This window comes from Pseudomonas sp. NY15463 (genome assembly GCF_048068415.1).
GTDB classification, from domain to species: domain Bacteria; phylum Pseudomonadota; class Gammaproteobacteria; order Pseudomonadales; family Pseudomonadaceae; genus Aquipseudomonas; species Aquipseudomonas mosselii_C.
The window spans coordinates 333,315-355,930 of the sequence record NZ_JBLUQD010000004.1 but is presented as its reverse complement, the minus strand read 5'-3'; the positions used below and the strand labels follow the sequence as shown (position 1 = coordinate 355,930).

The window sequence follows — 22,616 nt, the reverse complement described above, 5'->3', positions numbered from 1 at the left end:
GTTTATAAAAGCAAAAGCCAAAGCGGCTTCTGATCGCAAACAAAAAATTCTGGAGTTGAGTTTCCATGGCCAAAATCGCCCCCCAATTGCCAATCGAAGTCGACAGCGAAACCGGTGTGTGGACCAGCGACGCCCTGCCGATGCTGTATGTGCCGCGCCACTTCTTCGTCAACAACCACATGGGCATCGAAGAAGTGCTCGGCGCCGAGAAGTACGCTGAAATCCTCTACAAGGCCGGTTACAAATCCGCCTGGCACTGGTGCGAGAAAGAAGCCGAGTGCCATGGCCTGGAAGGCGTGGCGGTGTTCGAACACTACATGAAGCGCCTGAGCCAGCGTGGCTGGGGCTTGTTCGAGATCCAGGATATCGACCTGGACAAGGGCACTTGCAGCGTCAAGCTCAAGCACTCGGCGTTCGTGTACGTGTATGGCAAGTGCGGTCGCAAGGTCGACTACATGTTCACCGGCTGGTTCGCCGGCGCCATGGACCAGATTCTCGCTGCCCGCGGCAGCTCGATCCGCACCGTGGCCGAACAGGTCTACGGCGGTTCGGAAGAAGGCCACGAAGATGGCCTGTTCGTCACCAAGCCGTTGTAAGCCGGAGATAGCGTCATGGCATTCGAAGCAATGTTCCAGCCGATTCAGATCGGCAAGTTGACCATCCGCAACCGCGTGCTCAGCACCGCGCACGCCGAGGTCTACGCCACTGACGGCGGCATGACCACCGACCGCTACGTGAAGTATTACGAAGAGAAGGCCAAGGGCGGTATCGGCCTGGCGATCTGCGGTGGCTCGTCGGTGGTGGCCATCGACAGCCCGCAGGAATGGTGGTCTTCGGTGAACCTGTCCACCGACCGTATCATTCCGCATTTCCAGAACCTGGCAGATGCCATGCACAAGCATGGCGCCAAGATCATGATCCAGATTACCCACATGGGGCGCCGCTCGCGTTGGGACGGTTTCAACTGGCCGACGCTGATGTCGCCGTCGGGCATCCGCGAGCCGGTGCACCGCGCGACCTGCAAGACCATCGAGGTAGAAGAGATCTGGCGGGTGATCGGCAACTACGCGCAAGCTGCGCGGCGTGCCAAGGAAGGTGGCCTGGACGGCGTCGAGCTGTCGGCGGTTCACCAGCACATGATCGACCAGTTCTGGAGCCCGCGGGTCAACAAACGTACCGATGAGTGGGGTGGCACCTTCGAAGGCCGCATGAAGTTCGGCCTGGAAGTGCTCAAGGCCGTGCGCGCCGAGGTGGGCGATGATTTCTGCGTGGGCATGCGTATCTGCGGTGACGAGTTCCACCCCGATGGCCTGAGCCACGAGGACATGAAACAGATCGCGGCCTACTACGATGCCACTGGCATGCTCGATTTCATCGGCGTGGTCGGCTCGGGTTGCGACACCCACAACACCTTGGCCAACGTCATCCCCAACATGAGCTACCCGCCAGAGCCGTTCCTGCACCTGGCGGCGGGTATCAAGGAAGTGGTCAAGGTCCCGGTGCTGCACGCGCAGAACATCAAGGATCCGAACCAGGCCACGCGCATTCTCGAAGGCGGTTACGTCGACATGGTCGGCATGACCCGCGCGCACATGGCCGACCCGCATCTGATCGCCAAGATCAAGATGGGTCAGGTGGACCAGATCAAGCAGTGCGTCGGCGCCAACTACTGCATCGACCGTCAGTACCAAGGCTTGGATGTGCTGTGCATCCAGAACGCCGCGACCTCCCGTGAATACATGGGTGTGCCGCACATCATCGAAAAAACCACCGGCCAGAAGCGCAAGGTCGTGATCGTCGGTGCCGGCCCTGCCGGTATGGAAGCCGCGCGAGTGGCGGCCGAACGTGGCCATGACGTGACCCTGTTCGAGAAGAAAGACCAGATCGGCGGGCAGATCACCATCGCCGCCAAGGCCCCGCAACGTGACCAGATCGCCGGTATTACTCGCTGGTATCAACTGGAACTGACCCGCCTGAAGGTCGATTTGCGCCTGGGCACCGCCGCCGACGTGGCGACCATCCAGGACCTGCGCCCGGACATCATCGTACTGGCGGTGGGTGGCCATTCGTTCCTTGAGCAGAACGAGCACTGGGGTGCCGCCGAGGGACTGGTGGTCAGCAGCTGGGATGTGCTCGACGGCAAGGTCGCACCTGGCAAGAACGTGCTGGTGTACGACACCATCTGCGAGTTCACCGGTATGTCGGTGGCGGACTTCATCGCCGACAAGGGCAGCCAGGTCGAAATCGTCACCGACGACATCAAGCCGGGCGTGGCCATGGGCGGTACGACATTCCCAACCTACTACCGCAGCATGTACCCGAAAGAAGTGGTCATGACCGGCGACATGATGCTGGAGAAGGTCTACCGCGAGGGCGACAAGCTGGTGGCGGTGCTCGAGAACGAGTACACCGGTGCCAAGGAAGAGCGGGTGGTGGATCAGGTGGTGGTGGAGAACGGCGTGCGACCTGACGAGCAGCTGTACTACGCGCTCAAGGACGGTTCGCGTAACAAGGGCCAGATCGACGTGGAAGCACTGTTCGCGATCAAGCCGCAGCCGATCCTCAGCCAGCCAGGTGAAGGCTACCTGCTGTACCGCATCGGCGACTGTGTGGCCCAGCGCAACGTGCATGCGGCGATCTACGACGCCTTGCGCCTGTGCAAGGACTTCTGATCGATCTGTCGGCACACACCGGCCCCTGTGGGAGCGGGCTTGCCCGCGAAAGCGTTAGCACGAACAACAGGATTGTCTGACCTGACGCATTCGCGGGCAAGCCCGCTCCCACAGGGCCGGTGCAGGATTCCAGGGGCCTGACCCCCTTGCAACCGCTGTTGTGGGAGCTTCCCATGTTGAACACCCTTCTACCCATCCTGCTGTTCGCGGCCCTCGCCCTGGCGCTGCTCGGCGCCGTGCGCCGGGTGCGCATGTGGCGGCGTGGCCGGCCGAGCCCGGTGAATCTGCTTGGTGGCCTGCTGGCCATGCCGCGCCGCTACCTGGTGGACCTGCACCACGTAGTCGAGCGCGACAAGTACATGTCCAAGACCCACGTGGCCACCGCTGGCGGCTTCGTGCTATCGGCCGTGCTGGCGATCCTGGTGCATGGCTTTGGCCTGCACAGCAAGATCCTCGGCTACGCCCTGCTGGTGGCCACGGTCATCATGTTCAGCGGTGCGATCTTCGTCTTCAAACGTCGCTTGAACCCGCCCTCACGGCTGTCCAAAGGCCCGTGGATGCGCCTGCCCAAGAGCCTGCTGATGTTCGCGGCGAGCTTCTTCATCGCGACCTTGCCGGTGGCGGGTATCCTGCCCGAAGGCACCGGTGGCTGGGTGCTGGTGGCCGTGCTGGGCGTCGGCGTGCTGTGGGGTGTATCCGAGCTGTTCTTCGGCATGACCTGGGGCGGGCCAATGAAGCACGCCTTCGCCGGCGCCTTGCACCTGGCTTGGCACCGCCGCGCCGAGCGCTTCGGTGGTGGGCGCTCCACCGGCCTCAAACCGCTTGACCTGGAAGACCCGAACGCGCCGCTGGGCGTGGAAAAGCCGGTTGATTTCACCTGGAACCAACTGCTGGGCTTCGACGCCTGCGTGCAGTGCGGCAAATGCGAGGCCATGTGCCCGGCGTTCGCCGCCGGTCAGCCGCTGAACCCGAAAAAGCTCATCCAGGACATGGTCATTGGCCTGGCCGGTGGCACCGATGCGCAATTTGCCGGCAGCCCCTATCCGGGCAAACCGGTCGGTGAGCACGGCGGCCATCCGCACCAGCCGATCGTCAATGGCCTGGTGGATGCCGAAACCCTGTGGTCGTGCACCACCTGCCGCGCCTGCGTGGAAGAGTGCCCGATGATGATCGAGCACGTGGACGCCATCGTCGACATGCGCCGCCACCTCACCCTGGAAAAAGGCGCTACCCCGAACAAGGGCGCCGAGGTGCTGGACAACCTGATCGCTACCGATAACCCAGGCGGCTTCGCGCCAGGCGGGCGCATGAACTGGGCGGCTGACCTGAACCTCAAGCTGCTCTCGGAGGTGAAAGCCACCGAGGTACTGTTCTGGGTTGGCGACGGTGCTTTCGACATGCGTAACCAGCGCACCCTGCGCGCCTTCGTCAAGGTGCTCAAGGCTTCTGGTGTGGACTTCGCCGTGCTCGGCCTCGAAGAGCGCGACAGCGGCGACGTGGCCCGGCGCCTGGGCGACGAAGCGACTTTCCAGCAGTTGGCCAAGCGTAATATTCAGACGCTGGGCAAGTATCGTTTCGCGCGCATCGTCACGTGCGATCCGCACAGCTTCCATGTGCTCAAGAACGAGTACGGCGCGCTGGGCGGCGACTATCAGGTGCAGCACCACAGCACCTACATCGCCGAGCTGATCGCGGCGAACAAGCTCAACCTGGGCCAGCACAAGGGCGGCAGTGTCACCTACCATGATCCGTGCTACCTGGGCCGCTACAACGGCGAATACGAAGCCCCGCGCGACGTGCTCAAGGCCTTGGGTATCGAAGTGCGTGAGATGCAGCGCTCGGGCTTCCGTTCGCGTTGCTGCGGCGGCGGCGGCGGTGCGCCGATTACCGATATCCCCGGCAAGCAGCGGATTCCCGACATGCGCATGGACGATATCCGCGAGACCGAAGCTGAGCTGGTGGCCGTGGGTTGTCCACAGTGCACGGCGATGCTCGAAGGCGTGGTCGAGCCGCGCCCGCAGATCAAGGACCTCGCCGAGTTGGTAGCCGATGTGCTGATCGAAGAAGCCCCTGCTGGCGCGAAGTCGCAGCCGGCCAAACGTGAACCTGCGGAGGTGCACTGATGAGCGACATCATCCGCCGCGACCCACGTGCCGAGTGGATCGCCCGTAACCGCCTGCATCCGCTGCACGCCGCGATGCAGACGCAACAGACCCGCTGGATGGGCCCCAATGGCCTGCTGCGCAAGAACCCTCACGCGATTGCTGCCGGCTTCATTGGCCCGGCCGGGCTCAAGCGCATCGACCGCAGCGGCGCCCAGCAGGGCACTGGGGTGGGCGGGCGCCGCACTGCCGCCGCCGAAGTGCAGTTGCCGCTGCATCAAGTGTTGGAGCCTGCGTTCTACATCGCCGTGGTGCCAGATATGGTCGGTGGCCGTCTTGGCAGCCACGACCGCGACTTGCTGGGGCTGGCGCACAGCCTGGCCGGCAGCGACGGTGCGGTGCTCGCCATCGTGTTTGGCGAGCATAAGGAAAACAACTTTTCCACAGCCGGTGTCGACCGGGTGCTGGTCATCGAGGGCGAGGCCTTCGAAGGTTATGCACCGGAGCAACTGGTGCAGGGCCTGCGCGCTGTGGATAACCAGTTCGCCCCACGCCACTGGCTGCTGCCCGACAGCCGCACCGGTGGCGGTGAGCTGGGCCGACGTTTCGCCGCAGCGCTGGGCGAGCGCCCGGCAACGCGGGTATGGCAGGTCAAGGACGGGCAGTGCATTGGCCGCGCCGGGGCTGGCCAGCAGGATGTCCAGCGCGCGTTGCCACGCTTGATCCTGGCCGCCGCCGAATGCGCGGAACCTGTCAGTGAAAGCCGCCACGAAGCGCTGCCGGTCGAGTTGTCCACAGGCGTGGCACGCAGCCTGTCGCGCATCGAAGACCTTGGCCCGGTGGCGGTCGACCCGGCGGCTATTGCCATGGCCGAGGCCGAGTTCATCGTCTCGGGCGGTAACGGCGTGAAGGACTGGGACCTGTACCACAAGGCCACCGCTGCATTGGGAGCCACCGAAGGCGCTTCGCGGGTGGCAGTGGACGACGGCTTCATGCCGCGCAATCGTCAGGTCGGTGCAACCGGCACCTGGGTCACGGCGCGGGTTTATGTGGCGGTGGGGATCTCTGGTGCGATCCAGCACCTGCAAGGCATCGGTGCTTGCGACAAGGTGGTGGCGATCAACATGGACCCCGGCTGCGACATGATCAAACGGGCTGACCTGTCGGTGATTGGCGACAGTTCGGCAATTCTGAAAGCGCTGATCGAGGCTGTGGACAACTTCCGCAGTGGCGGCCAGCGCGACGCGGCATAAGGGCATGAGCATGAGTACGAAAGTCATCAGCCTGGTCTCGATTGGTGCCCACCCAAGCTCTGGCCGCGCGCGTCGTGCCGAGCAGGATGCCCGCGCCGTGGAGCTGGGCTTGCAGTTGGCTGGGGATAACTTGCAGGTGGTACATGCCGGCGACCCCCGCGAAGAAGCGCTGCGTGCTTATTTGGGCATGGGCCTGGAGCATTTGGATGTGCTGGAGCAGCCTGCTGGCGCCGATGTGCTCGGGGTGCTTGGCGACTACCTGCGTGAAGCGGGTGCCCAACTGGTGCTGACCGGCAGCCAGGCAGAAACCGGCGAAGGGTCCGGCATGCTCCCGTTTTTGCTGGCCGAGAAGCTTGGCTGGCCGTTGGTGGTGGGCCTGGCCGAGGTGGAGTCGATTGAAAATGGCACCGCCCAGGTGCTGCAAGCCTTGCCGCGCGGTCAGCGGCGTCGGTTGAAGGTGCGCCTGCCGCTGCTGGCGACTGTGGATAACGCCGCGCCCAAGCCCCGCCAGAGCGCCTTTGGCCCCGCCCGACGCGGTGTGTTGGCAGCGCGTAATGTGGCGGTGGTGGATGACCCTGTACTGGCGGAAGACGCCCTGCAACCGGCGCGGCCACGGCCCAAGCGGTTGAAGGTGATCAAGGCCAAGAGCGGCGCTGACCGCATGAAGGCCGCCACGGCTAAGGCCAGTGGCGGTGGGGGCAAGGTGCTCAAGGATGTGTCGCCGCAGGAAGGCGCAGAGGCGATCCTCAAGCTGCTGGTGGAGGAGGGCGTTCTGCGCTGAAACCCACGCGTACCCCTTGTAGGAGCGGCCTTGCCGGGGCGCCGGACCGGCAAGGCCGCTCTTATAGAACTACACATAACTTGTTGATTTAGAAGGAATCTGTGGGAGCGGGCTTGCCGGAGTGCCGGACCACCGCGAACACCGGCAAAGCCGGTGCCATCCACCGAGTCGCCTGCTTCGCGGGCAAGTCGGGGCGCCGAACCGCCGCTCCCACAGGGTACGCGGAGCGCTTGCGAAATCAGTTCTCTGCGCGACAGCGCAGCCCAAAGGGCTGGGTGATCTCCTACAGGGAACTGTGTTCCAGACTTGCCCCCGAAATCTGTTTGCCAAGCTGTGGGTAAAGTGTTTGCGCTTCGCTACAGCCCTTTAAAATCAAGGGCTGTATTGATTTGATCAATTATTGATCAAGTGTTTTGTGGATAATGGCAGAACTCTGTCACTCACTTTGCCCACAATCGCTGTTGGCCGCTTTGTGGATAACATGTTCGCCCTTCGCTGAAAGGCCCGGATTCAAAGGGCTGCAAGAATCAGATCGTTTTTTGATCAATCCTTCCGAATCACCCTGCAAGCGGCTGATTTCCTGAGGTTAAAGCACTTTTCCACAGCACGTTTCGGGTGCCTGTCCGTTCCACACAAATTTTGTTGGCGGCTCTGTGGACAAGATGTTCGCTAAGCGCTGCGAGCCTTTATTTACGTGGCTTTGGTGGTTTTGTACAAAATTTAACCAGTAGCTGCTTGATGATCGAAGGCGCGGTTACCTGCGACGAGCAACTGAGCGCTGTGTACAAGACTGTGGATAACCTGTTGGTAGCGTTACCTGTCATTTTTGCTAGTTTTCGCGGGTGCCTTTGAGCGTTAGCTTGCTCGGTAGCGATCCAGGAGCATGCGCATGACCTCTGTCCTATTGGCTACTGACATCCAACGGTCAGTCATCAGATTCGGCACTGGCACGCCCAGGGCCTACCTACCCTATGGCTTGTCGCGTCTCGACGGCGGGCCGATGAGTGCGTTCTGCGGTGAGCGCCGAGATGACCTGACAGGTTGTTATCACCTGGGCAATGGCTACCGTCAGTTCAACCCTGTAATCATGCGTTTTCATCAAGCTGACGCCATGAGCCCATTCGGGAAGGGGGGCTTCAACGGCTATGGCTACTGTGGCGCAGACCCAATAAATCGCTTGGATTCCAATGGCCACTTCTGGAGCCAAGTGGTTCAGGCGGTTGGCATCATTTCCAGCACAGCCACTACGTCTGGGTCGATTATCCGGACAGCTCGAAATGTCATCTCACGTATCAACCAAGGTGCAGCCACCTTTCCTGATCCGCATATTTCAACCCGACTGGGTAACACCCAGTATCTCATCTCTGGAACATCAGGGATGGCAAGGGGGATCCAGAGTGGTGTAGAGAATGGCTGGGGTTCTAGCAATCTCGCGTCACCCGTGACCTGGATTGGCGTCGCAAATCAGGTCACTAACGTTTCCGGTGCGCTGTCATCCAATTTCCTTGCGGCGCGAGATGTTTACCGTTTTCTGCGTAGCAATCCTGGGCAAACGGGAAGGGTGCTCAGAGAAACCGTACTCGAACTGAGCTTTGCGGACGAAGGCTTATCAGCTGTTGTGCGGGGAGGTGTGTGGGCCATGAACACAGCAGGCCAGATAGCCGTCGATGCTGGCAATGGGCTGCTTCGCATGGGGGCCACGACGAGAGCTTACTTCCAACGTCGTTGGCAGCAAGCCGATCCTCAAGAGGCAGCTCGTACGGTGCGCGAGACGGGGGTCTAGGGACGAGGCGCCCGAGCAGGCCAACTCCACCTACTCGGGCGTCCGGCCCATCACTGCGCCTTCACTTCCTTCAAATAAGGCGCTGGCTCCGCCCCCAGGTTCTCCAGCACCCGCTGGCTGTACCAGTCGATGAAGTTCACCACGCCAAATTCATAGGTCTTCGAGTAAGGCCCTGGCTGATAAGCGGTGGAGTTGATCCCGCGCTGGTTCTCTTCGGCCAGGCGGCGGTCCTGGTCGTTGGTTGCGTCCCACACTTTGCGCATGTTCTCGGGGTTGTAGTCAACGCCTTCGACCGCGTCCTTGTGCACCAGCCATTTGGTGGTGACCATGGTTTCCTGGGCGCTGATCGGCCAGACGGTGAACACGATCATGTGATCGCCCATGCAATGGTTCCACGAGTGCGGCAGGTGCAGGATGCGCATCGAGCCCAGGTCTGGATTCTTGATACGGCCCATCAGTTTCTGGCAGGCCTGCTTGCCGTCCATGGTCATCGACACGGTGCCCTTGAGCAGCGGCATGCGCACGATGCGGTTACGCAGGCCGTGGCTCTTGTGCAGGTAAGGAATCTTCTCGGCATCCCAGGCGGCGGCCGAGGCGGCCACGTGGTCCTTGAATTCCTGGCTGGCGCGCGGGTCGTTGGTGTCGTCCCACTCCAGCAGGGTTTGCAGCAGCTCAGGGTGCGAGCCGTTGCAGTGGTAGCACTCGCGGTTGTTTTCCAGCACCAGCTTCCAGTTGGCCTTCTCCATCAAGGTGGTTTGCACCGCCACCTTGGTGTTCTCCATGTCGTACGGTTCCATGTAGTGGTCCAGCGTTGCCAGGAACTCGTCGATTGCCGGTGGGTTCTCGGCCAGGCTGATGAAGATGTAGCCGCCGGCCACCTTCACGTTCACAGGCTTCAAGCCGTACTGGTTCATGTCGAAGTCGGCGCCCATCTCGGTGCCGGCGAACAGTAGGCGGCCGTCGAGCTCGTAGGTCCACTGGTGGTACGGGCACACCAGCTTGGCCACCTTGCCCTTGTCGCTCACGCACAGGCGCGAACCACGGTGACGACAGACGTTGTGGAAGGCATGCACTTTGCCTTCGGTGCCGCGCACCACGATGATCGGGTTCTTGCCGATCTGCAGGGTGATGTAGTTACCCTTGGCCGGGATCTCGCAGGTCATGCCGGCGATCAGCCACTCCTTGTGGAAGATCTCCTGCATGTCGATCTGGAACAGACGCTCGTCGGTGTAGAACGGTTGCGGCAGCGAGAAGGTGCGCTCGCGGGTCTGCAACATCTCGGCGGTGGCCTTGCGTGCAGGTTCCAGTGGATCGCCCAGGCTCAGGGTTGCGGTGACGTCCATCGTGTATTCCTCGGGGCCGTGTGGGGCCGGAAAAAGGTGGCTAATCGTTGTTGTGGTGCCGCAAGGCTGCTTGTGGATAAACAGCATGTTGTTTTGCCGAGGAGTGTGCGTTCGAAGCCGCCAGGAACCATATCCATGGGCGACATGGCCGAATCGAATCCCGACTCGCCAACCCCTATGGTGTGGGGCTGGTCGCGATAAGTACGCCGATGTCGCGGATGGGAATGTACGGCGCCGCTGGAGTGCGCATCATCGCAGCCATAAGAAAGGCCGATCGTCGGCTGCTGGAGATGAACATGTCCGATACCTTCCTCAATCCGGTCACCACCCAGACCTGGGCCAATGGCCGCCACATCGTGCGCTGCGTCAAGGTCATCCAGGAGACCTGGGACGTGCGGACCTTCTGCTTCATGGCGGACCAGCCGATCATGTTCTTCTTCAAGCCCGGGCAGTTCGTCACCCTGGAGCTGGAGATCGAAGGCAAGCCGGTGATGCGTTCCTATACCATCTCAAGCTCGCCGTCGGTGCCCTACAGTTTCTCGATCACGGTCAAGCGCGTGCCCGGCGGGCTGGTCTCCAACTTCCTCCACGACACCATGCACGAAGGCACCGAGCTGCCGGTGCACGGGCCGGTGGGCTTGTTCAACGCCATCGATTTCCCGGCGCAGAAAATGCTGTACCTGTCCGGTGGTGTCGGCATCACCCCGGTCATGTCGATGGCGCGTTGGTTCTACGACACCAACGCCAATGTCGATATGGTCTTCGTACACAGTGCCCGGTCGCCGAAAGACATCATCTTCCACCGTGAGTTGGAACAGATGGCCTCGCGCATCCCCAACTTCAGCCTGCACATCATTTGCGAGAAGCATGGCCTGGGTGAGCCTTGGGCAGGCTACCGGGGTTACCTGAACCAGCGGTTGATGGAACTGATCGCCCCGGACTACATGGAGCGGGTGATCTTCTGCTGTGGCCCGACGCCGTACATGAACGCGGTCAAGCGCATGCTCGAAGCGGTTGGCTTCGACATGAAGAACTACCACGAGGAGTCGTTCGGCGCGACGCCGCCCGAGGCCAAGGCCGACGCGGTGGAGCATGCCGAAGCTGCCGCCGATGCGCCACAGCTCGACGCCAGCGACCTGAACCTGGTGGAGTTCGTCGACAGCGACAAGAGCATCCGCATCGCCCCTGGCGAAACCGTGCATGCTGCTGCGGCCAAGGTCGGGTTGATGATTCCCAAGGCCTGCGGCATGGGCATCTGCGGCACCTGCAAGGTGCTCAAGCTGGGCGGTGAGGTGACTATGGAGCACAACGGCGGGATTACCGAGGAGGATGAAGCCGAGGGCTATATCCTGTCGTGCTGTAGCGTGCCAAAAGGGGACGTACGGATCGAATACTGATCCGCCTCGAATTCGAAACTTCGCGGGCAAGCCCGCCCCCACAGGGATCAAGCGATCTCGAAGGGGGTGTGCTTGCCCGCGTTTGCTTGTGGGCGCACCAGCGCGGCGGGGGCGGCGGTGTTTCCTGACCAGTGGTTGCCCATAGCCGGAACAAGCCGGCCAATCTCAGGTCAACCTGACCAGGCAAAAACCTTATGAATCCGATATTTAATGGCGGTGGCGCAGGTTTTTCCTTATCGTGTGCGCCCTCTGCAACAACCCGAGATTGCCCCCATGCTGGAAACTTCCCTGAATCAACTCGAGCAACTGGTCACTGACCTGATGCACAAAAACGCGCAACTGGCCCAAGAACTGGCCCAAGCCAAGGAAGAGAACGAAACCCTGCAACTGTCGCTGATGGAGCAGGAAGAGAAGCACGGCGCGACCGCCGCACGCATCCAGGCGCTGGTCGACCGCGCCAGCGCTGGCGTTGTCGGCGCATGAGACTGCACGCGCAGCCGATCAATGTCGTGTCGATCCTGGGCAACGACTATTCGCTCAAGGCGCCCGAGGGGCAGGAAGAGACGCTGTCCCAAGCCGTGCGCATGCTCAATGCCGCCCTGGCCGAAACCAAGCGCAATTACCCGACTCTGATTGGCGACAAGCTCCTGGTGTTGGCTGCCCTGAACCTGTGCTCCAAGCAGATCGAGCTACAGCGCGAGCATCAGCAGACGCTTGAGCGCACACAAGCGCAGATCGACGCCACGGTCGATGCCATCAGCCGTACCATCGGCGAGCAGTAAAAGTCCTGCGCCCCGGCAAGGGCGCAGGATTAGGCGTCAGGCGCCGACGATGCTGCGGATATCCGCCGCCAGCTGACGCACGCGCGCCTCTTCGGTGTCCCACGAACACATGAACCGCGCGCCGCCGCTGCCAATGAAGGTGTAGAAGCGCCAGCCCTTGGCGCGCAGGGCCTCGATGGCCGGCTCCGGCATGTGCAGGAACACCCCGTTGGCTTGCACCGGGAACATCAGCTCGATGCCCGGCAGGTCACTCACCAGCGATGCCAGCAACTGCGCGCAGTGGTTGGCGTGTGCGCCGTGGCGCAGCCAGGCGCCGTCTTCCAGCAGGCCCACCCAGGGCGCAGACAGGAAGCGCATCTTCGAGGCCAGTTGCCCGGCCTGCTTGCAGCGGTAGTCGAAGTCTTCGGCCAGTTGGCGGTTGAAGAACAGGATCGCCTCGCCTACCGCCATGCCGTTCTTGGTGCCGCCAAAGCACAGTACATCGACGCCGGCTTTCCAGGTCAGCTCTGCCGGCGAGCAGCCGAGGAATGCACAGGCGTTGGTGAAGCGCGCGCCGTCCATGTGCAGGTTCAGGCCCAGCTCCTTGCAGGTAGCGCTAATCGCCTTGAGCTCCTCGGGGCTGTACACGGTGCCAACTTCGGTGGCCTGGGTGATGGTCACCACGCGTGGCTTGGGGTAGTGGATGTCCTGGCGCTTGAGCGCCACTTCGCGGATCGACTGCGGGGTGAGCTTGCCGCTGACGCTGGCGGCGGTGAGTAGCTTGGAGCCATTGGAGAAGAACTCCGGCGCGCCGCACTCGTCGGTCTCGACGTGGGCAGTCTCCGAACAGATCACGCTATGGTAGCTCTGGCACAGCGAGGCGAGGGCCAGAGAGTTGGCAGCGGTGCCGTTGAAGGCGAAGAACACCTCGCAGTCGGTTTCGAACAATTTACGAAAATACTCGGCGGCGCGTTCGGTCCATTGGTCGTCGCCGTAGGCGCGTTCATGGCCCTGGTTGGCCTTTTCCATCGCGCTCCAGGCTTCAGGGCAGATGCCGGAGTAGTTGTCGCTGGCGAATTGTTGGTTGTTGTCGGTCATGACGCCTGTCCTTTTTACGACGCAGGAAAGCACTCTAAACCATTGATTCGCAGGTTGCCTATACAACCGGGGTGCCTTGTTAGCCTGGACTGGCCCTTGCGCGGGCAAGCCCGATCCCACAGGGGTTGTAGCGCTCTGGAAGACTATGGGAGCGGGCCGGAATACCGGACCACCGCGAAAGGACCATCACTGCCAATCGGTCAATGTCGTAAACGCGCCATTGCAAGGCGCGCGCAGGCATCTGTGCCCCCCGGCCCAGTCATAACATCGCCGCAAAGGGTGACTAATCCCTCTCCAAACAAGAACTGATCGCTGCCGGGAGAAACACGATGTTCAGCAAGCAAGACCAGATCCAGGGTTATGACGATGCACTGCTGGCGGCGATGAATGCCGAAGAACAGCGCCAGGAAGATCACATCGAGCTGATCGCCTCGGAGAACTACACCAGCAAGCGCGTGATGCAGGCCCAGGGCAGCGGCCTGACCAACAAGTACGCCGAAGGCTATCCGGGCAAGCGCTACTACGGTGGCTGTGAGCACGTCGACAAAGTCGAGGCACTGGCCATTGAGCGCGCCAAGCAGTTGTTCGGCGCCGACTACGCCAACGTCCAGCCGCATTCCGGCTCCTCGGCCAACAGCGCCGTGTACCTGGCCCTGCTGCAGGCCGGTGATACCATCCTGGGCATGAGCTTGGCCCACGGCGGCCACCTGACTCACGGCGCCAAGGTATCCAGCTCGGGCAAGCTGTATAACGCTGTTCAGTACGGTATCGATACCAATACCGGCTTGATCGACTACGATGAGGTCGAGCGCTTGGCCGTCGAGCACAAGCCCAAGATGATCGTCGCAGGCTTCTCGGCTTACTCGAAAACCCTTGATTTCCCACGTTTCCGCGCCATCGCCGACAAAGTCGGTGCGCTGCTGTTCGTCGACATGGCCCACGTTGCCGGCCTGGTCGCCGCAGGCCTGTACCCGAACCCGATCCCCTTCGCCGACGTGGTCACCACCACCACCCACAAGACCCTGCGCGGTCCGCGTGGTGGCCTGATCCTGGCCAAGGCCAACGAAGAGATCGAGAAAAAGCTCAACGCCGCCGTCTTCCCTGGCGCCCAGGGCGGCCCGCTGATGCACGTGATCGCCGCCAAGGCGGTGTGCTTCAAGGAAGCGCTGGAGCCTGGCTTCAAGGCCTACCAGCAGCAGGTCATCGAAAACGCCCAGGCCATGGCCCAGGTGTTCATCGAGCGTGGCTATGACGTGGTCTCGGGCGGTACCGACAACCACCTGTTCCTGGTCAGCCTGATCCGTCAGGGCCTGACCGGCAAGGACGCGGATGCCGCCCTCGGCCGCGCCCATATCACTGTCAACAAGAACGCCGTGCCGAACGACCCACAGTCGCCGTTCGTCACCTCGGGCCTGCGTATCGGCACCCCGGCGGTCACCACTCGCGGTTTCAAGGTCGCTCAGTGCGTCGCGCTGGCCGGCTGGATCTGCGATGTGCTGGACAACTTGGGCGATGCCGACGTCGAGGCCGATGTCGCCAAGAACGTCGCCGCGCTGTGCGCCGACTTCCCGGTCTACCGCTGAGTGGAGTAACACACCATGCAACGCTATTCGGGCTTCGGCCTCTTCAAACACTCCCTCAGCCACCACGAAAACTGGCAGCGCATGTGGCGCACGCCGACCCCTAAGAAGGTCTATGACGTGGTCATCGTCGGCGGTGGCGGGCATGGCCTGGCCACCGCCTACTACCTGGCCAAGGAACACGGCATCACCAACGTCGCGGTGATCGAGAAGGGTTACCTGGGCGGCGGCAACACCGCCCGTAACACCACCATCGTGCGTTCCAACTACCTGTGGGACGAGTCGGCGCACCTGTACGAACACGCCATGAAATTGTGGGAAGGCCTGTCGCAGGACCTGAACTACAACGTGATGTTCTCCCAGCGCGGTGTCTACAACCTGTGCCACACCCTGCAAGACATGCGTGACTCCGAGCGCCGTGTCAGCGCCAACCGCCTCAATGGCGTGGACGGCGAACTGCTCAACACGGCGCAAGTCGCCGCCGAGATTCCGTACCTGGACTGCTCGAAGAACACCCGCTATCCGATCCTCGGTGCGACCGTGCAAAGGCGTGGCGGCGTGGCGCGTCACGACGCCGTGGCCTGGGGCTTCGCGCGTGCCGCCGATGCCTTGGGCGTGGACCTGATCCAGCAGACCGAGGTGACCGGTTTCCGCAAGGAAAACGGCGCGGTCATCGGTGTCGAGACCAACAAGGGCTTCATCGGTGCCAAGCGCGTCGGTGTGGTCACTGCCGGTAACTCCGGGCACATGGCCAAGCTCGCAGGCTTCCGCCTGCCGCTCGAATCCCACCCGCTGCAAGCGCTGGTGTCCGAGCCGATCAAGCCGATCATCGACAGCGTGATCATGTCCAACGCGGTGCACGGCTACATCAGCCAGTCCGACAAAGGCGACCTGGTCATCGGTGCGGGTATCGACGGTTGGGTCGGCTACGGCCAGCGCGGTTCGTACCCGGTGATCGAGCACACCCTGCAAGCGATCGTCGAGATGTTCCCCAACCTCTCGCGCGTGCGCATGAACCGTCAATGGGGTGGCATCGTCGATACCTCGCCCGACGCCTGCCCGATCATCACCAAGACCCCGGTCAAGAACCTGTTCTTCAACTGTGGCTGGGGCACCGGCGGCTTCAAGGCGACCCCAGGTTCGGGCAACGTGTTCGCTGCGAGCCTGGCCAAGGGCGAAATGCACCCATTGGCCGCACCGTTCTCCATGGACCGTTTCTACAACGGCGCATTGATCGACGAACACGGCGCCGCTGCCGTCGCCCACTAACCGGAGACACCGTCATGTTGCACATTTTCTGTCCCCACTGCGGCGAGCTGCGCTCCGAAGAAGAGTTCCACGCCTCTGGCCAGGCGCACATTGCCCGTCCGCTGGACCCCAACGCCTGCTCCGACCAGGAGTGGGGCACCTACATGTTCTACCGCGACAACCCGCGCGGTATTCACCATGAACTGTGGGACCACGTCGCCGGCTGCCGCCAGTACTTCAACGTCACCCGCGACACCGTGACCTACGAAATTCTGGAAACCTACAAGATCGGCGAGAAGCCTCAAGTTACCGCTGCCGGCAAGCAAGGCGCGGGCGCCGCGACCGCCAAGGGCCAAGGGGAAAAAGTATGAGCCAGACCTATCGCCTCGCCAGCGGCGGCCGTATCGACCGCAGCAAGGTGCTGAACTTCAGCTTCAACGGCAAGACCTACCAGGGCTATGCCGGCGACAGCCTGGCCGCTGCCCTGCTGGCCAACGGCGTCGACATCGTTGGTCGCAGCTTCAAGTACTCGCGTCCGCGCGGCATCATCGCCGCAGGCCCCGAGGAGCCGAACGCCATCTTGCAGATTGGCTCCAGCGAAGCCACCCAGATCCCCAACGTGCGCGCCACCCAGCAGGCGCTGTACGCCGGTCTGGTCGCCACCAGCACCAACGGTTGGCCGAACGTCAACAACGACATGATGGGTATCCTGGGTAAAGTCGGGGGCAGCATGATGCCGCCGGGCTTCTACTACAAAACCTTCATGTACCCCAAGTCGTTCTGGATGACCTACGAGAAGTACATCCGCAAGGCCGCAGGTCTTGGCCGGGCGCCGCTGCAGAACGACCCGGACAGCTACGACTACATGAACCAGCACTGCGACGTGCTGGTGGTCGGTGCAGGCCCTGCCGGCCTCGCCGCGGCACTCTCTGCCGCGCGCAGTGGCGCCCGCGTGATTGTGGCCGATGAACAGGAAGAGTTCGGCGGCAGCCTGCTCGACACCCGCGAGACCCTGGACGGCAAACCGGCCGCCGAGTGGGTCGCCAGCGTGGTCAAGGAGCTGGAAAACCTGCCAGAAGTGACCTTGCTGCCGCGCGCCACGGTCAACGGCTACCACGACCACAACTTCCTGACCATTCATGAGCGTCTGACCGACCACCTCGGTGATCGCGCACCGATTGGCCAGGTTCGCCACCGGGTCCACCGCGTACGCGCCAAGCGTGTGGTGCTGGCCGCCGGCGCGCATGAGCGTCCGCTGGTCTACGCCAACAACGACGTGCCCGGCAACATGCTGGCCGGCGCCGTGTCGACCTACGTACGCCGTTACGGCGTGGCACCGGGCCGCAAGCTGGTGCTGTCGACCAACAACGACCACGCCTACCGCACCGCACTGGACTGGCATGACGCTGGCTTGCAAGTAGTCGCCATCGCTGACGCCCGCCACAACCCGCGTGGTTCGCTGGTCGAGGAAGCGCGCGCCAAGGGCATCCGTATCCTGACCTCCAGCGCCGTGATCGAGGCCAAGGGCAGCAAGCACGTTACCGGCGCCCGCGTGGCCGCCATCGATGTGCAGGCGCACCAGGTCACCAGCCCCGGCGAGACCCTGGACTGCGACCTGATCGCGACCTCCGGTGGCTACAGCCCTGTGGTTCACCTGGCCTCGCACCTGGGCGGTCGCCCGGTATGGCGTGAGGACATCCTCGGCTTCGTGCCGGGCGATGCGCCGCAGAAACGCGTCTGCGTGGGCGGTGTGAACGGTGTCTACCCACTGAGCGACGTGATTGCCGATGGTTTCGAAGGTGGCGCCCGCGCCGCCACCGAGGCCGGTTTCAAGGCGGTCGCCGGCAGCGTCCCGAAAACCGTGGCACGCAAGGAAGAGGCCACCGTGGCCCTGTTCCAGGTGCCGCATGACAAAGGCACGGCGCGTGCGCCCAAGCAGTTCGTCGACCAACAGAACGACGTCACTGCCGCCGCCATCGAGCTGGCCACCCGCGAAGGCTTCGAGTCGGTCGAGCACGTCAAGCGCTACACCGCGCTGGGCTTCGGTACCGACCAGGGCAAGCTGGGCAACATCAACGGCCTGGCCATCGCCGCCCGTTCGCTGGGCATCGGTATCCCGGAAATGGGCACCACCATGTTCCGCCCGAACTACACCCCGGTGACCTTCGGCGCCGTTGCCGGTCGTCACTGTGGCCACCTGTTCGAGCCGGTGCGCTTCACCGCCCTGCATGCCTGGCATGTGAAGAATGGCGCCGAGTTCGAGGACGTCGGCCAGTGGAAGCGTCCGTGGTACTTCCCAAAACCCGGTGAAGACATCCACGCTGCCGTTGAGCGCGAGTGCAAGGCGGTACGTGACAGCGTTGGCCTGCTCGACGCCTCGACCCTGGGTAAGATCGACATCCAGGGCCCGGATGCGCGCGAGTTCCTCAACCGCGTGTACACCAACGCCTGGACCAAGCTCGACGTGGGCAAGGCCCGCTACGGCCTGATGTGCAAAGAGGATGGCATGGTCTTCGACGACGGCGTGACTGCCTGCGTCGGCGACAACCACTTCATCATGACCACCACCACCGGCGGCGCCGCCCGCGTGCTGCAATGGCTGGAGCTGTACCACCAGACCGAATGGCCGGACATGAAGGTGTACTTCACCTCCGTCACCGACCACTGGGCCACCATGACCCTGTCCGGCCCGAACAGCCGCAAGCTGCTCAGCGAGCTGACCGACATCGACATGGACAAGGAAGCCTTCCCGTTCATGACCTGGAAGGAAGGCAACGTCGGCGGTGTGCCTGCCCGCGTGTTCCGTATCTCGTTCACCGGCGAGCTGTCGTACGAAGTCAACGTGCAGGCTAACTACGCCATGGGCGTGCTGGAACAGATCATCGAGGCCGGCAAGAAGTACAACCTGACCCCGTATGGCACCGAGACCATGCACGTGCTGCGGGCCGAGAAGGGCTTCATCATCGTGGGCCAGGACACCGACGGCTCGATGACCCCGGACGACCTCAACATGAGCTGGTGCGTGGGCCGCAACAAGCCGTTCTCGTGGATCGGCCTGCGCGGCATGAACCGCGAGGACTGCGTGCGCGAGAACCGCAAGCAGCTGGTCGGCCTCAAGCCGATCGATCCGACCAAGTGGCTGCCTGAGGGCGCTCAGTTGGTGTTCGATCCCAAGCAGCCGATCCCGATGGACATGGTGGGTCACGTCACCTCCAGCTACGCCTCCAACTCCCTGGGCTATTCGTTCGCCATGGGCGTGGTCAAGGGCGGCCTGAAGCGCATGGGTGAACGCGTCTACTCGCCGCAAGCCGATGGCAGCGTGATCGAGGCGGAAATCGTGTCTTCGGTGTTCTTCGATCCGAAGGGTGAGCGGCAGAACGTTTAAGGCTGCGTGAGGCAAACCGCGCGCCGATGGCCAGAAGAGGTACCTGTGGGAGCGGGCTTGCCCGCGAATGCGATGGTGGCAACGCCGCCTTCTTCGCGGGCAAGCCCGCTCCCACAGGACCGCCTGCGCCTAGGCGCCCTTTGCCTGATCTCCAGTCTTTGCGATCAACAAGAATTCAAGGCAGGTAACAAATGAGCGCTATCAACGTCTTCGAGCAAAACCCTGGCGGCAACGCCAAGGCTCAGTCGCCGCTGCACCACGCCGACCTGGCCAGCCTGGTCGGCAAAGGCCGCAAGAACGCAGGTGTGACCCTGCGCGAGAAGAAATTCCTCGGCCACCTCACCCTGCGTGGCGATGGCCATGACCCGGCCTTTGCCGGCGGCGTGCACAAGGCCCTGGGCCTGGAACTGCCGGTGGCCCTGACCGTGGTCGCCAACGGCGAGATGTCGCTGCAATGGATGGGCCCGGACGAGTATCTGCTGATCGTGCCTGGCGGCCAGGAAGTGGAAGTCGAGAACAAGCTGCGTGCAGCCCTCGACGGCCAGCACATCCAGGTGGTCAACGTCAGCGGCGGGCAGACCCTGCTCGAACTGCGCGGCCCGAACGTGCGTGACGTGCTGATGAAGTCCACCAGCTACGACGTACACCCCAACAACTTCCCGGTCGGCAAGGCCATCGGCACCGTGTTCGCCAAGTCGCAGCTGGTGATCCGCCGTACCGCCGAAGACACCTGGGAACTGATGATCCGTCGCAGCTTCTCCGACTACTGGTGGCTGTGGCTGCAGGACGCTTCGGCCGAGTACGGCTTGGCCATCGAAGCCTAAGGAGCACACAGCATGAGTCGGGCACCGGACACCTGGATTCTCACTGCCGACTGCCCGAGCATGCTCGGCACCGTCGATGTAGTGACGCGTCACCTCTACGAGCAGCGCTGCTACGTCACCGAGCACCATTCGTTCGACGACCGGCTGTCGGGGCGGTTCTTCATTCGCGTGGAGTTCCGCGCTCCTGACGGTTTCGACGAGGACGGTTTCCGGGCCGGCCTTGCCGAGCGTAGCGCAGCGTTCGGCATGGCCTTCGAGCTGACCGCGCCAAATCACCGCCCCAAGGTGGTGATCATGGTGTCCAAGGCCGACCATTGCCTGAACGACCTGCTGTATCGCCAGCGCATTGGCCAGCTGGGCATGGACGTGGTCGCGGTGGTGTCCAACCACCCCGACCTTGAACCGCTGGCGCACTGGCACAAGATTCCGTACTACCACTTCGCCCTCGACCCGAACGACAAACCGGCGCAAGAGCGCAAGGTGTTGCAGGTGATCGAGCAGACCGGCGCGGAGCTGGTGATTCTTGCCCGCTACATGCAGGTGCTGTCGCCCGAGCTGTGCCGCCAGCTCGATGGCCGTGCGATTAACATCCATCACTCGCTGCTGCCCGGCTTCAAGGGCGCCAAGCCGTATCACCAGGCCTACAACAAGGGCGTGAAGATGGTCGGTGCCACCGCGCACTACATCAACAACGACCTCGACGAAGGCCCGATCATCGCCCAGGGCGTCGAGGTGGTGGACCACAGCCACTACCCGGAAGACCTGATCGCCAAGGGGCGCGATATCGAATGCCTGACCCTGGCGCGAGCGGTGGGGTACCACATCGAGCGCCGGGTGTTCCTGAACGCCAATCGTACCGTCGTGCTTTGACATTGGGGCTGCTCTGCAGCCCTTTCCGACCGGTCCGGCGCCCCGGCAAGGCCGCTCCTACAGGACCACGCGATCCCCTGTAGGAGTGGCCTTGTGTCGCTAGAGGGCCGCAAAGCGGCCCCGGGTTTTTTTGCCGCTAAGAGGCATCTCCCTGTCGTTTCCAGTCACCGCGACATCCCCTATCGGGCCCACAATCCTCCTCATTCCAGTAACACATGCCGCCCAGGGATGGCGGCAGGTTCAACCACCGCTGCATAAATAAAAATCAAGCGAGGTAAGAGCATGTCTGGTAATCGTGGAGTGGTGTATCTCGGCGCAGGTAAGGTCGAGGTGCAGAAGATCGACTACCCCAAGATGCAGGATCCGCGCGGTAAGAAGATCGAGCACGGCGTCATTTTGAAGGTGGTTTCCACCAACATTTGCGGCTCCGACCAGCACATGGTCCGTGGCCGCACTACTGCCCAAGTCGGCCTGGTTCTGGGCCACGAAATCACCGGTGAAATCGTCGAGAAAGGCCGTGACGTCGAGCGCATGCAGATCGGCGACCTGGTCTCGGTACCGTTCAACGTCGCGTGCGGCCGTTGCCGCTCCTGCAAGGAAATGCACACCGGCGTGTGCCTGACCGTCAACCCCGCCCGCGCCGGTGGCGCCTACGGCTACGTCGACATGGGCGACTGGACCGGTGGCCAGGCTGAGTACGTGCTGGTGCCGTATGCCGACTTCAACCTGCTGAAACTGCCCGAGCGCGACAAGGCCATGGAAAAGATCCGTGACCTGACCTGCCTGTCGGACATTCTGCCCACCGGCTACCACGGCGCCGTTACTGCCGGTGTCGGCCCAGGCAGCACCGTGTATGTGGCTGGTGCCGGCCCGGTCGGCCTCGCCGCCGCTGCCTCGGCGCGCCTGTTGGGCGCCGCCTGCGTGATCGTCGGCGACCTGAACCCGGCACGCCTGGCCCATGCCAAGTCGCAAGGCTTCGAGGTGGTCGACCTGTCCAAAGATACCCCGCTGCACGAGCAGATCGTCGATATCCTCGGCGAGCCAGAAGTGGACTGCGCCGTTGACGCGGTAGGCTTCGAAGCCCGTGGCCACGGCCACGAAGGCGCCAAGCACGAGGCCCCGGCCACGGTGCTCAACTCGCTGATGCAAGTGACCCGGGTGGCCGGCAGCATCGGTATTCCGGGCCTGTATGTGACCGAAGACCCGGGTGCGGTGGATGCCGCTGCCAAGATCGGCGCGTTGAGCATCCGCTTCGGTCTGGGCTGGGCGAAGTCGCACAGCTTCCACACCGGGCAAACCCCGACCATGAAGTACAACCGCCAGCTGATGCAGGCGATCATGTGGGACCGCATCAATATTGCTGAAGTGGTGGGGGTGCAGGTGATCAACCTGGATCAGGCGCCGGAAGGGTATGGCGAGTTCGATGCAGGGGTGCCGAAGAAGTTTGTGATTGACCCGCATAAGATGTGGGGTGCGGCTTGAACTCCGTGGTTTGACTACAGAGCCCCTTGAGTCGAGG

The 22,616-nt window shown here is 62.8% G+C and carries 18 protein-coding genes; 16 read left to right on the top strand and 2 right to left on the bottom strand.

All coding sequences use genetic code 11. From position 1 onward, the window contains the following. Window positions 1–65: 65 nt before the first annotated feature. The 6 genes from ACNFIC_RS12355 (at window position 66) to ACNFIC_RS12330 (ending at window position 8,591) form a co-directional block, all read left to right on the top strand. Window positions 66–596 (top strand): DUF5943 domain-containing protein, encoded by a 531-nt coding sequence (locus ACNFIC_RS12355; protein ID WP_138219318.1) that lies wholly within the window; start codon window positions 66–68, stop codon window positions 594–596. A gap of 15 nt (window positions 597–611) precedes the next feature. After that, entirely contained in the window at window positions 612–2,672 is a 2,061-nt protein-coding gene (gene dgcA, locus ACNFIC_RS12350; RefSeq protein ID WP_138219317.1) for a dimethylglycine demethylation protein DgcA, read from the top strand. Window positions 2,673–2,845: 173 nt separating this feature from the next. After that, on the top strand, window positions 2,846–4,795 hold the full coding sequence (gene dgcB / locus ACNFIC_RS12345; RefSeq protein WP_416781086.1) for a dimethylglycine demethylation protein DgcB: 1,950 nt from the start codon (window positions 2,846–2,848) through the stop codon (window positions 4,793–4,795). Continuing rightward, window positions 4,795–6,027, top strand: a complete 1,233-nt coding sequence (locus tag ACNFIC_RS12340) for an electron transfer flavoprotein subunit alpha/FixB family protein (RefSeq protein WP_416781085.1) — start codon at window positions 4,795–4,797, stop codon at window positions 6,025–6,027. Before dgcB ends, ACNFIC_RS12340 begins: the two co-directional genes overlap by 1 nt. A 10-nt stretch (window positions 6,028–6,037) precedes the next feature. Next, complete coding sequence (locus tag ACNFIC_RS12335; RefSeq protein WP_138219313.1) at window positions 6,038–6,808, top strand: electron transfer flavoprotein subunit beta; 771 nt, start codon at window positions 6,038–6,040, stop codon at window positions 6,806–6,808. 889 nt (window positions 6,809–7,697) lie between these two features. Further along, complete coding sequence (locus tag ACNFIC_RS12330) at window positions 7,698–8,591, top strand: RHS repeat-associated core domain-containing protein (protein ID WP_416781084.1); 894 nt, start codon at window positions 7,698–7,700, stop codon at window positions 8,589–8,591. 50 nt (window positions 8,592–8,641) lie between these two features. Here ACNFIC_RS12330 and gbcA read toward each other — a convergent pair whose 3' ends face one another. Beyond that, the gene (gene gbcA, locus ACNFIC_RS12325; RefSeq protein WP_138219310.1) at window positions 8,642–9,934 is read right to left on the bottom strand and encodes a glycine-betaine demethylase subunit GbcA; all 1,293 of its coding nucleotides are present in this window, start codon (window positions 9,932–9,934) and stop codon (window positions 8,642–8,644) included. Between the two features lie 296 nt (window positions 9,935–10,230). Here gbcA and gbcB point away from each other — a divergent pair, with 296 nt between their 5' ends. From gbcB to ACNFIC_RS12310, 3 genes are all read left to right on the top strand, one after another. Beyond that, the gene (gene gbcB, locus ACNFIC_RS12320) at window positions 10,231–11,331 is read left to right on the top strand and encodes a glycine-betaine demethylase subunit GbcB (protein ID WP_138219309.1); all 1,101 of its coding nucleotides are present in this window, start codon (window positions 10,231–10,233) and stop codon (window positions 11,329–11,331) included. A gap of 273 nt (window positions 11,332–11,604) precedes the next feature. Further along, window positions 11,605–11,814 (top strand): hypothetical protein, encoded by a 210-nt coding sequence (locus ACNFIC_RS12315; protein WP_138219308.1) that lies wholly within the window; start codon window positions 11,605–11,607, stop codon window positions 11,812–11,814. Next, entirely contained in the window at window positions 11,811–12,113 is a 303-nt protein-coding gene (locus ACNFIC_RS12310) for a cell division protein ZapA (RefSeq protein WP_138219307.1), read from the top strand. Before ACNFIC_RS12315 ends, ACNFIC_RS12310 begins: the two co-directional genes overlap by 4 nt. Window positions 12,114–12,149: 36 nt before the next feature. Here ACNFIC_RS12310 and ACNFIC_RS12305 read toward each other — a convergent pair whose 3' ends face one another. Further along, window positions 12,150–13,190: a threonine aldolase family protein gene (locus tag ACNFIC_RS12305; RefSeq protein WP_138219306.1), complete on the bottom strand. Its 1,041-nt coding sequence runs from the start codon at window positions 13,188–13,190 to the stop codon at window positions 12,150–12,152. 329 nt (window positions 13,191–13,519) lie between these two features. Here ACNFIC_RS12305 and ACNFIC_RS12300 point away from each other — a divergent pair, with 329 nt between their 5' ends. From ACNFIC_RS12300 to fdhA, 7 genes are all read left to right on the top strand, one after another. Then, complete coding sequence (locus ACNFIC_RS12300; protein WP_138219305.1) at window positions 13,520–14,773, top strand: serine hydroxymethyltransferase; 1,254 nt, start codon at window positions 13,520–13,522, stop codon at window positions 14,771–14,773. 15 nt (window positions 14,774–14,788) lie between these two features. Further along, window positions 14,789–16,039 (top strand): sarcosine oxidase subunit beta family protein, encoded by a 1,251-nt coding sequence (locus ACNFIC_RS12295; RefSeq protein ID WP_138219304.1) that lies wholly within the window; start codon window positions 14,789–14,791, stop codon window positions 16,037–16,039. 14 nt (window positions 16,040–16,053) lie between these two features. Continuing rightward, window positions 16,054–16,389: a sarcosine oxidase subunit delta gene (locus ACNFIC_RS12290; RefSeq protein ID WP_138219303.1), complete on the top strand. Its 336-nt coding sequence runs from the start codon at window positions 16,054–16,056 to the stop codon at window positions 16,387–16,389. Further along, complete coding sequence (locus tag ACNFIC_RS12285; RefSeq protein ID WP_138219302.1) at window positions 16,386–19,403, top strand: sarcosine oxidase subunit alpha; 3,018 nt, start codon at window positions 16,386–16,388, stop codon at window positions 19,401–19,403. The genes ACNFIC_RS12290 and ACNFIC_RS12285 overlap by 4 nt, the downstream gene beginning before the upstream one ends. Before the next feature lie 191 nt (window positions 19,404–19,594). Next, window positions 19,595–20,227, top strand: a complete 633-nt coding sequence (locus ACNFIC_RS12280) for a sarcosine oxidase subunit gamma (protein ID WP_138219301.1) — start codon at window positions 19,595–19,597, stop codon at window positions 20,225–20,227. A 12-nt stretch (window positions 20,228–20,239) separates the two neighbouring features. Further along, window positions 20,240–21,097 (top strand): formyltetrahydrofolate deformylase, encoded by an 858-nt coding sequence (gene purU / locus ACNFIC_RS12275; protein ID WP_138219300.1) that lies wholly within the window; start codon window positions 20,240–20,242, stop codon window positions 21,095–21,097. 282 nt (window positions 21,098–21,379) lie between these two features. After that, window positions 21,380–22,579, top strand: a complete 1,200-nt coding sequence (fdhA, locus tag ACNFIC_RS12270; protein ID WP_138219299.1) for a formaldehyde dehydrogenase, glutathione-independent — start codon at window positions 21,380–21,382, stop codon at window positions 22,577–22,579. The last annotated feature ends 37 nt before the right edge of the window (window positions 22,580–22,616 follow it).

Bases quoted from the DNA above. Each gene is read 5' to 3' on its own strand.
- ACNFIC_RS12355 (WP_138219318.1), top strand. From the start codon at position 66: ATGGCCAAAATCGCCCCCCAATTGCCAATCGAAGTCGACAGCGAAACC.
- dgcA (WP_138219317.1), top strand. From the start codon at position 612: ATGGCATTCGAAGCAATGTTCCAGCCGATTCAGATCGGCAAGTTGACC.
- dgcB (WP_416781086.1), top strand. From the start codon at position 2,846: ATGTTGAACACCCTTCTACCCATCCTGCTGTTCGCGGCCCTCGCCCTG.
- ACNFIC_RS12340 (WP_416781085.1), top strand. From the start codon at position 4,795: ATGAGCGACATCATCCGCCGCGACCCACGTGCCGAGTGGATCGCCCGT.
- ACNFIC_RS12335 (WP_138219313.1), top strand. From the start codon at position 6,038: ATGAGTACGAAAGTCATCAGCCTGGTCTCGATTGGTGCCCACCCAAGC.
- ACNFIC_RS12330 (WP_416781084.1), top strand. From the start codon at position 7,698: ATGACCTCTGTCCTATTGGCTACTGACATCCAACGGTCAGTCATCAGA.
- gbcA (WP_138219310.1), bottom strand. From the start codon at position 9,934: ATGGACGTCACCGCAACCCTGAGCCTGGGCGATCCACTGGAACCTGCA.
- gbcB (WP_138219309.1), top strand. From the start codon at position 10,231: ATGTCCGATACCTTCCTCAATCCGGTCACCACCCAGACCTGGGCCAAT.
- ACNFIC_RS12315 (WP_138219308.1), top strand. From the start codon at position 11,605: ATGCTGGAAACTTCCCTGAATCAACTCGAGCAACTGGTCACTGACCTG.
- ACNFIC_RS12310 (WP_138219307.1), top strand. From the start codon at position 11,811: ATGAGACTGCACGCGCAGCCGATCAATGTCGTGTCGATCCTGGGCAAC.
- ACNFIC_RS12305 (WP_138219306.1), bottom strand. From the start codon at position 13,190: ATGACCGACAACAACCAACAATTCGCCAGCGACAACTACTCCGGCATC.
- ACNFIC_RS12300 (WP_138219305.1), top strand. From the start codon at position 13,520: ATGTTCAGCAAGCAAGACCAGATCCAGGGTTATGACGATGCACTGCTG.
- ACNFIC_RS12295 (WP_138219304.1), top strand. From the start codon at position 14,789: ATGCAACGCTATTCGGGCTTCGGCCTCTTCAAACACTCCCTCAGCCAC.
- ACNFIC_RS12290 (WP_138219303.1), top strand. From the start codon at position 16,054: ATGTTGCACATTTTCTGTCCCCACTGCGGCGAGCTGCGCTCCGAAGAA.
- ACNFIC_RS12285 (WP_138219302.1), top strand. From the start codon at position 16,386: ATGAGCCAGACCTATCGCCTCGCCAGCGGCGGCCGTATCGACCGCAGC.
- ACNFIC_RS12280 (WP_138219301.1), top strand. From the start codon at position 19,595: ATGAGCGCTATCAACGTCTTCGAGCAAAACCCTGGCGGCAACGCCAAG.
- purU (WP_138219300.1), top strand. From the start codon at position 20,240: ATGAGTCGGGCACCGGACACCTGGATTCTCACTGCCGACTGCCCGAGC.
- fdhA (WP_138219299.1), top strand. From the start codon at position 21,380: ATGTCTGGTAATCGTGGAGTGGTGTATCTCGGCGCAGGTAAGGTCGAG.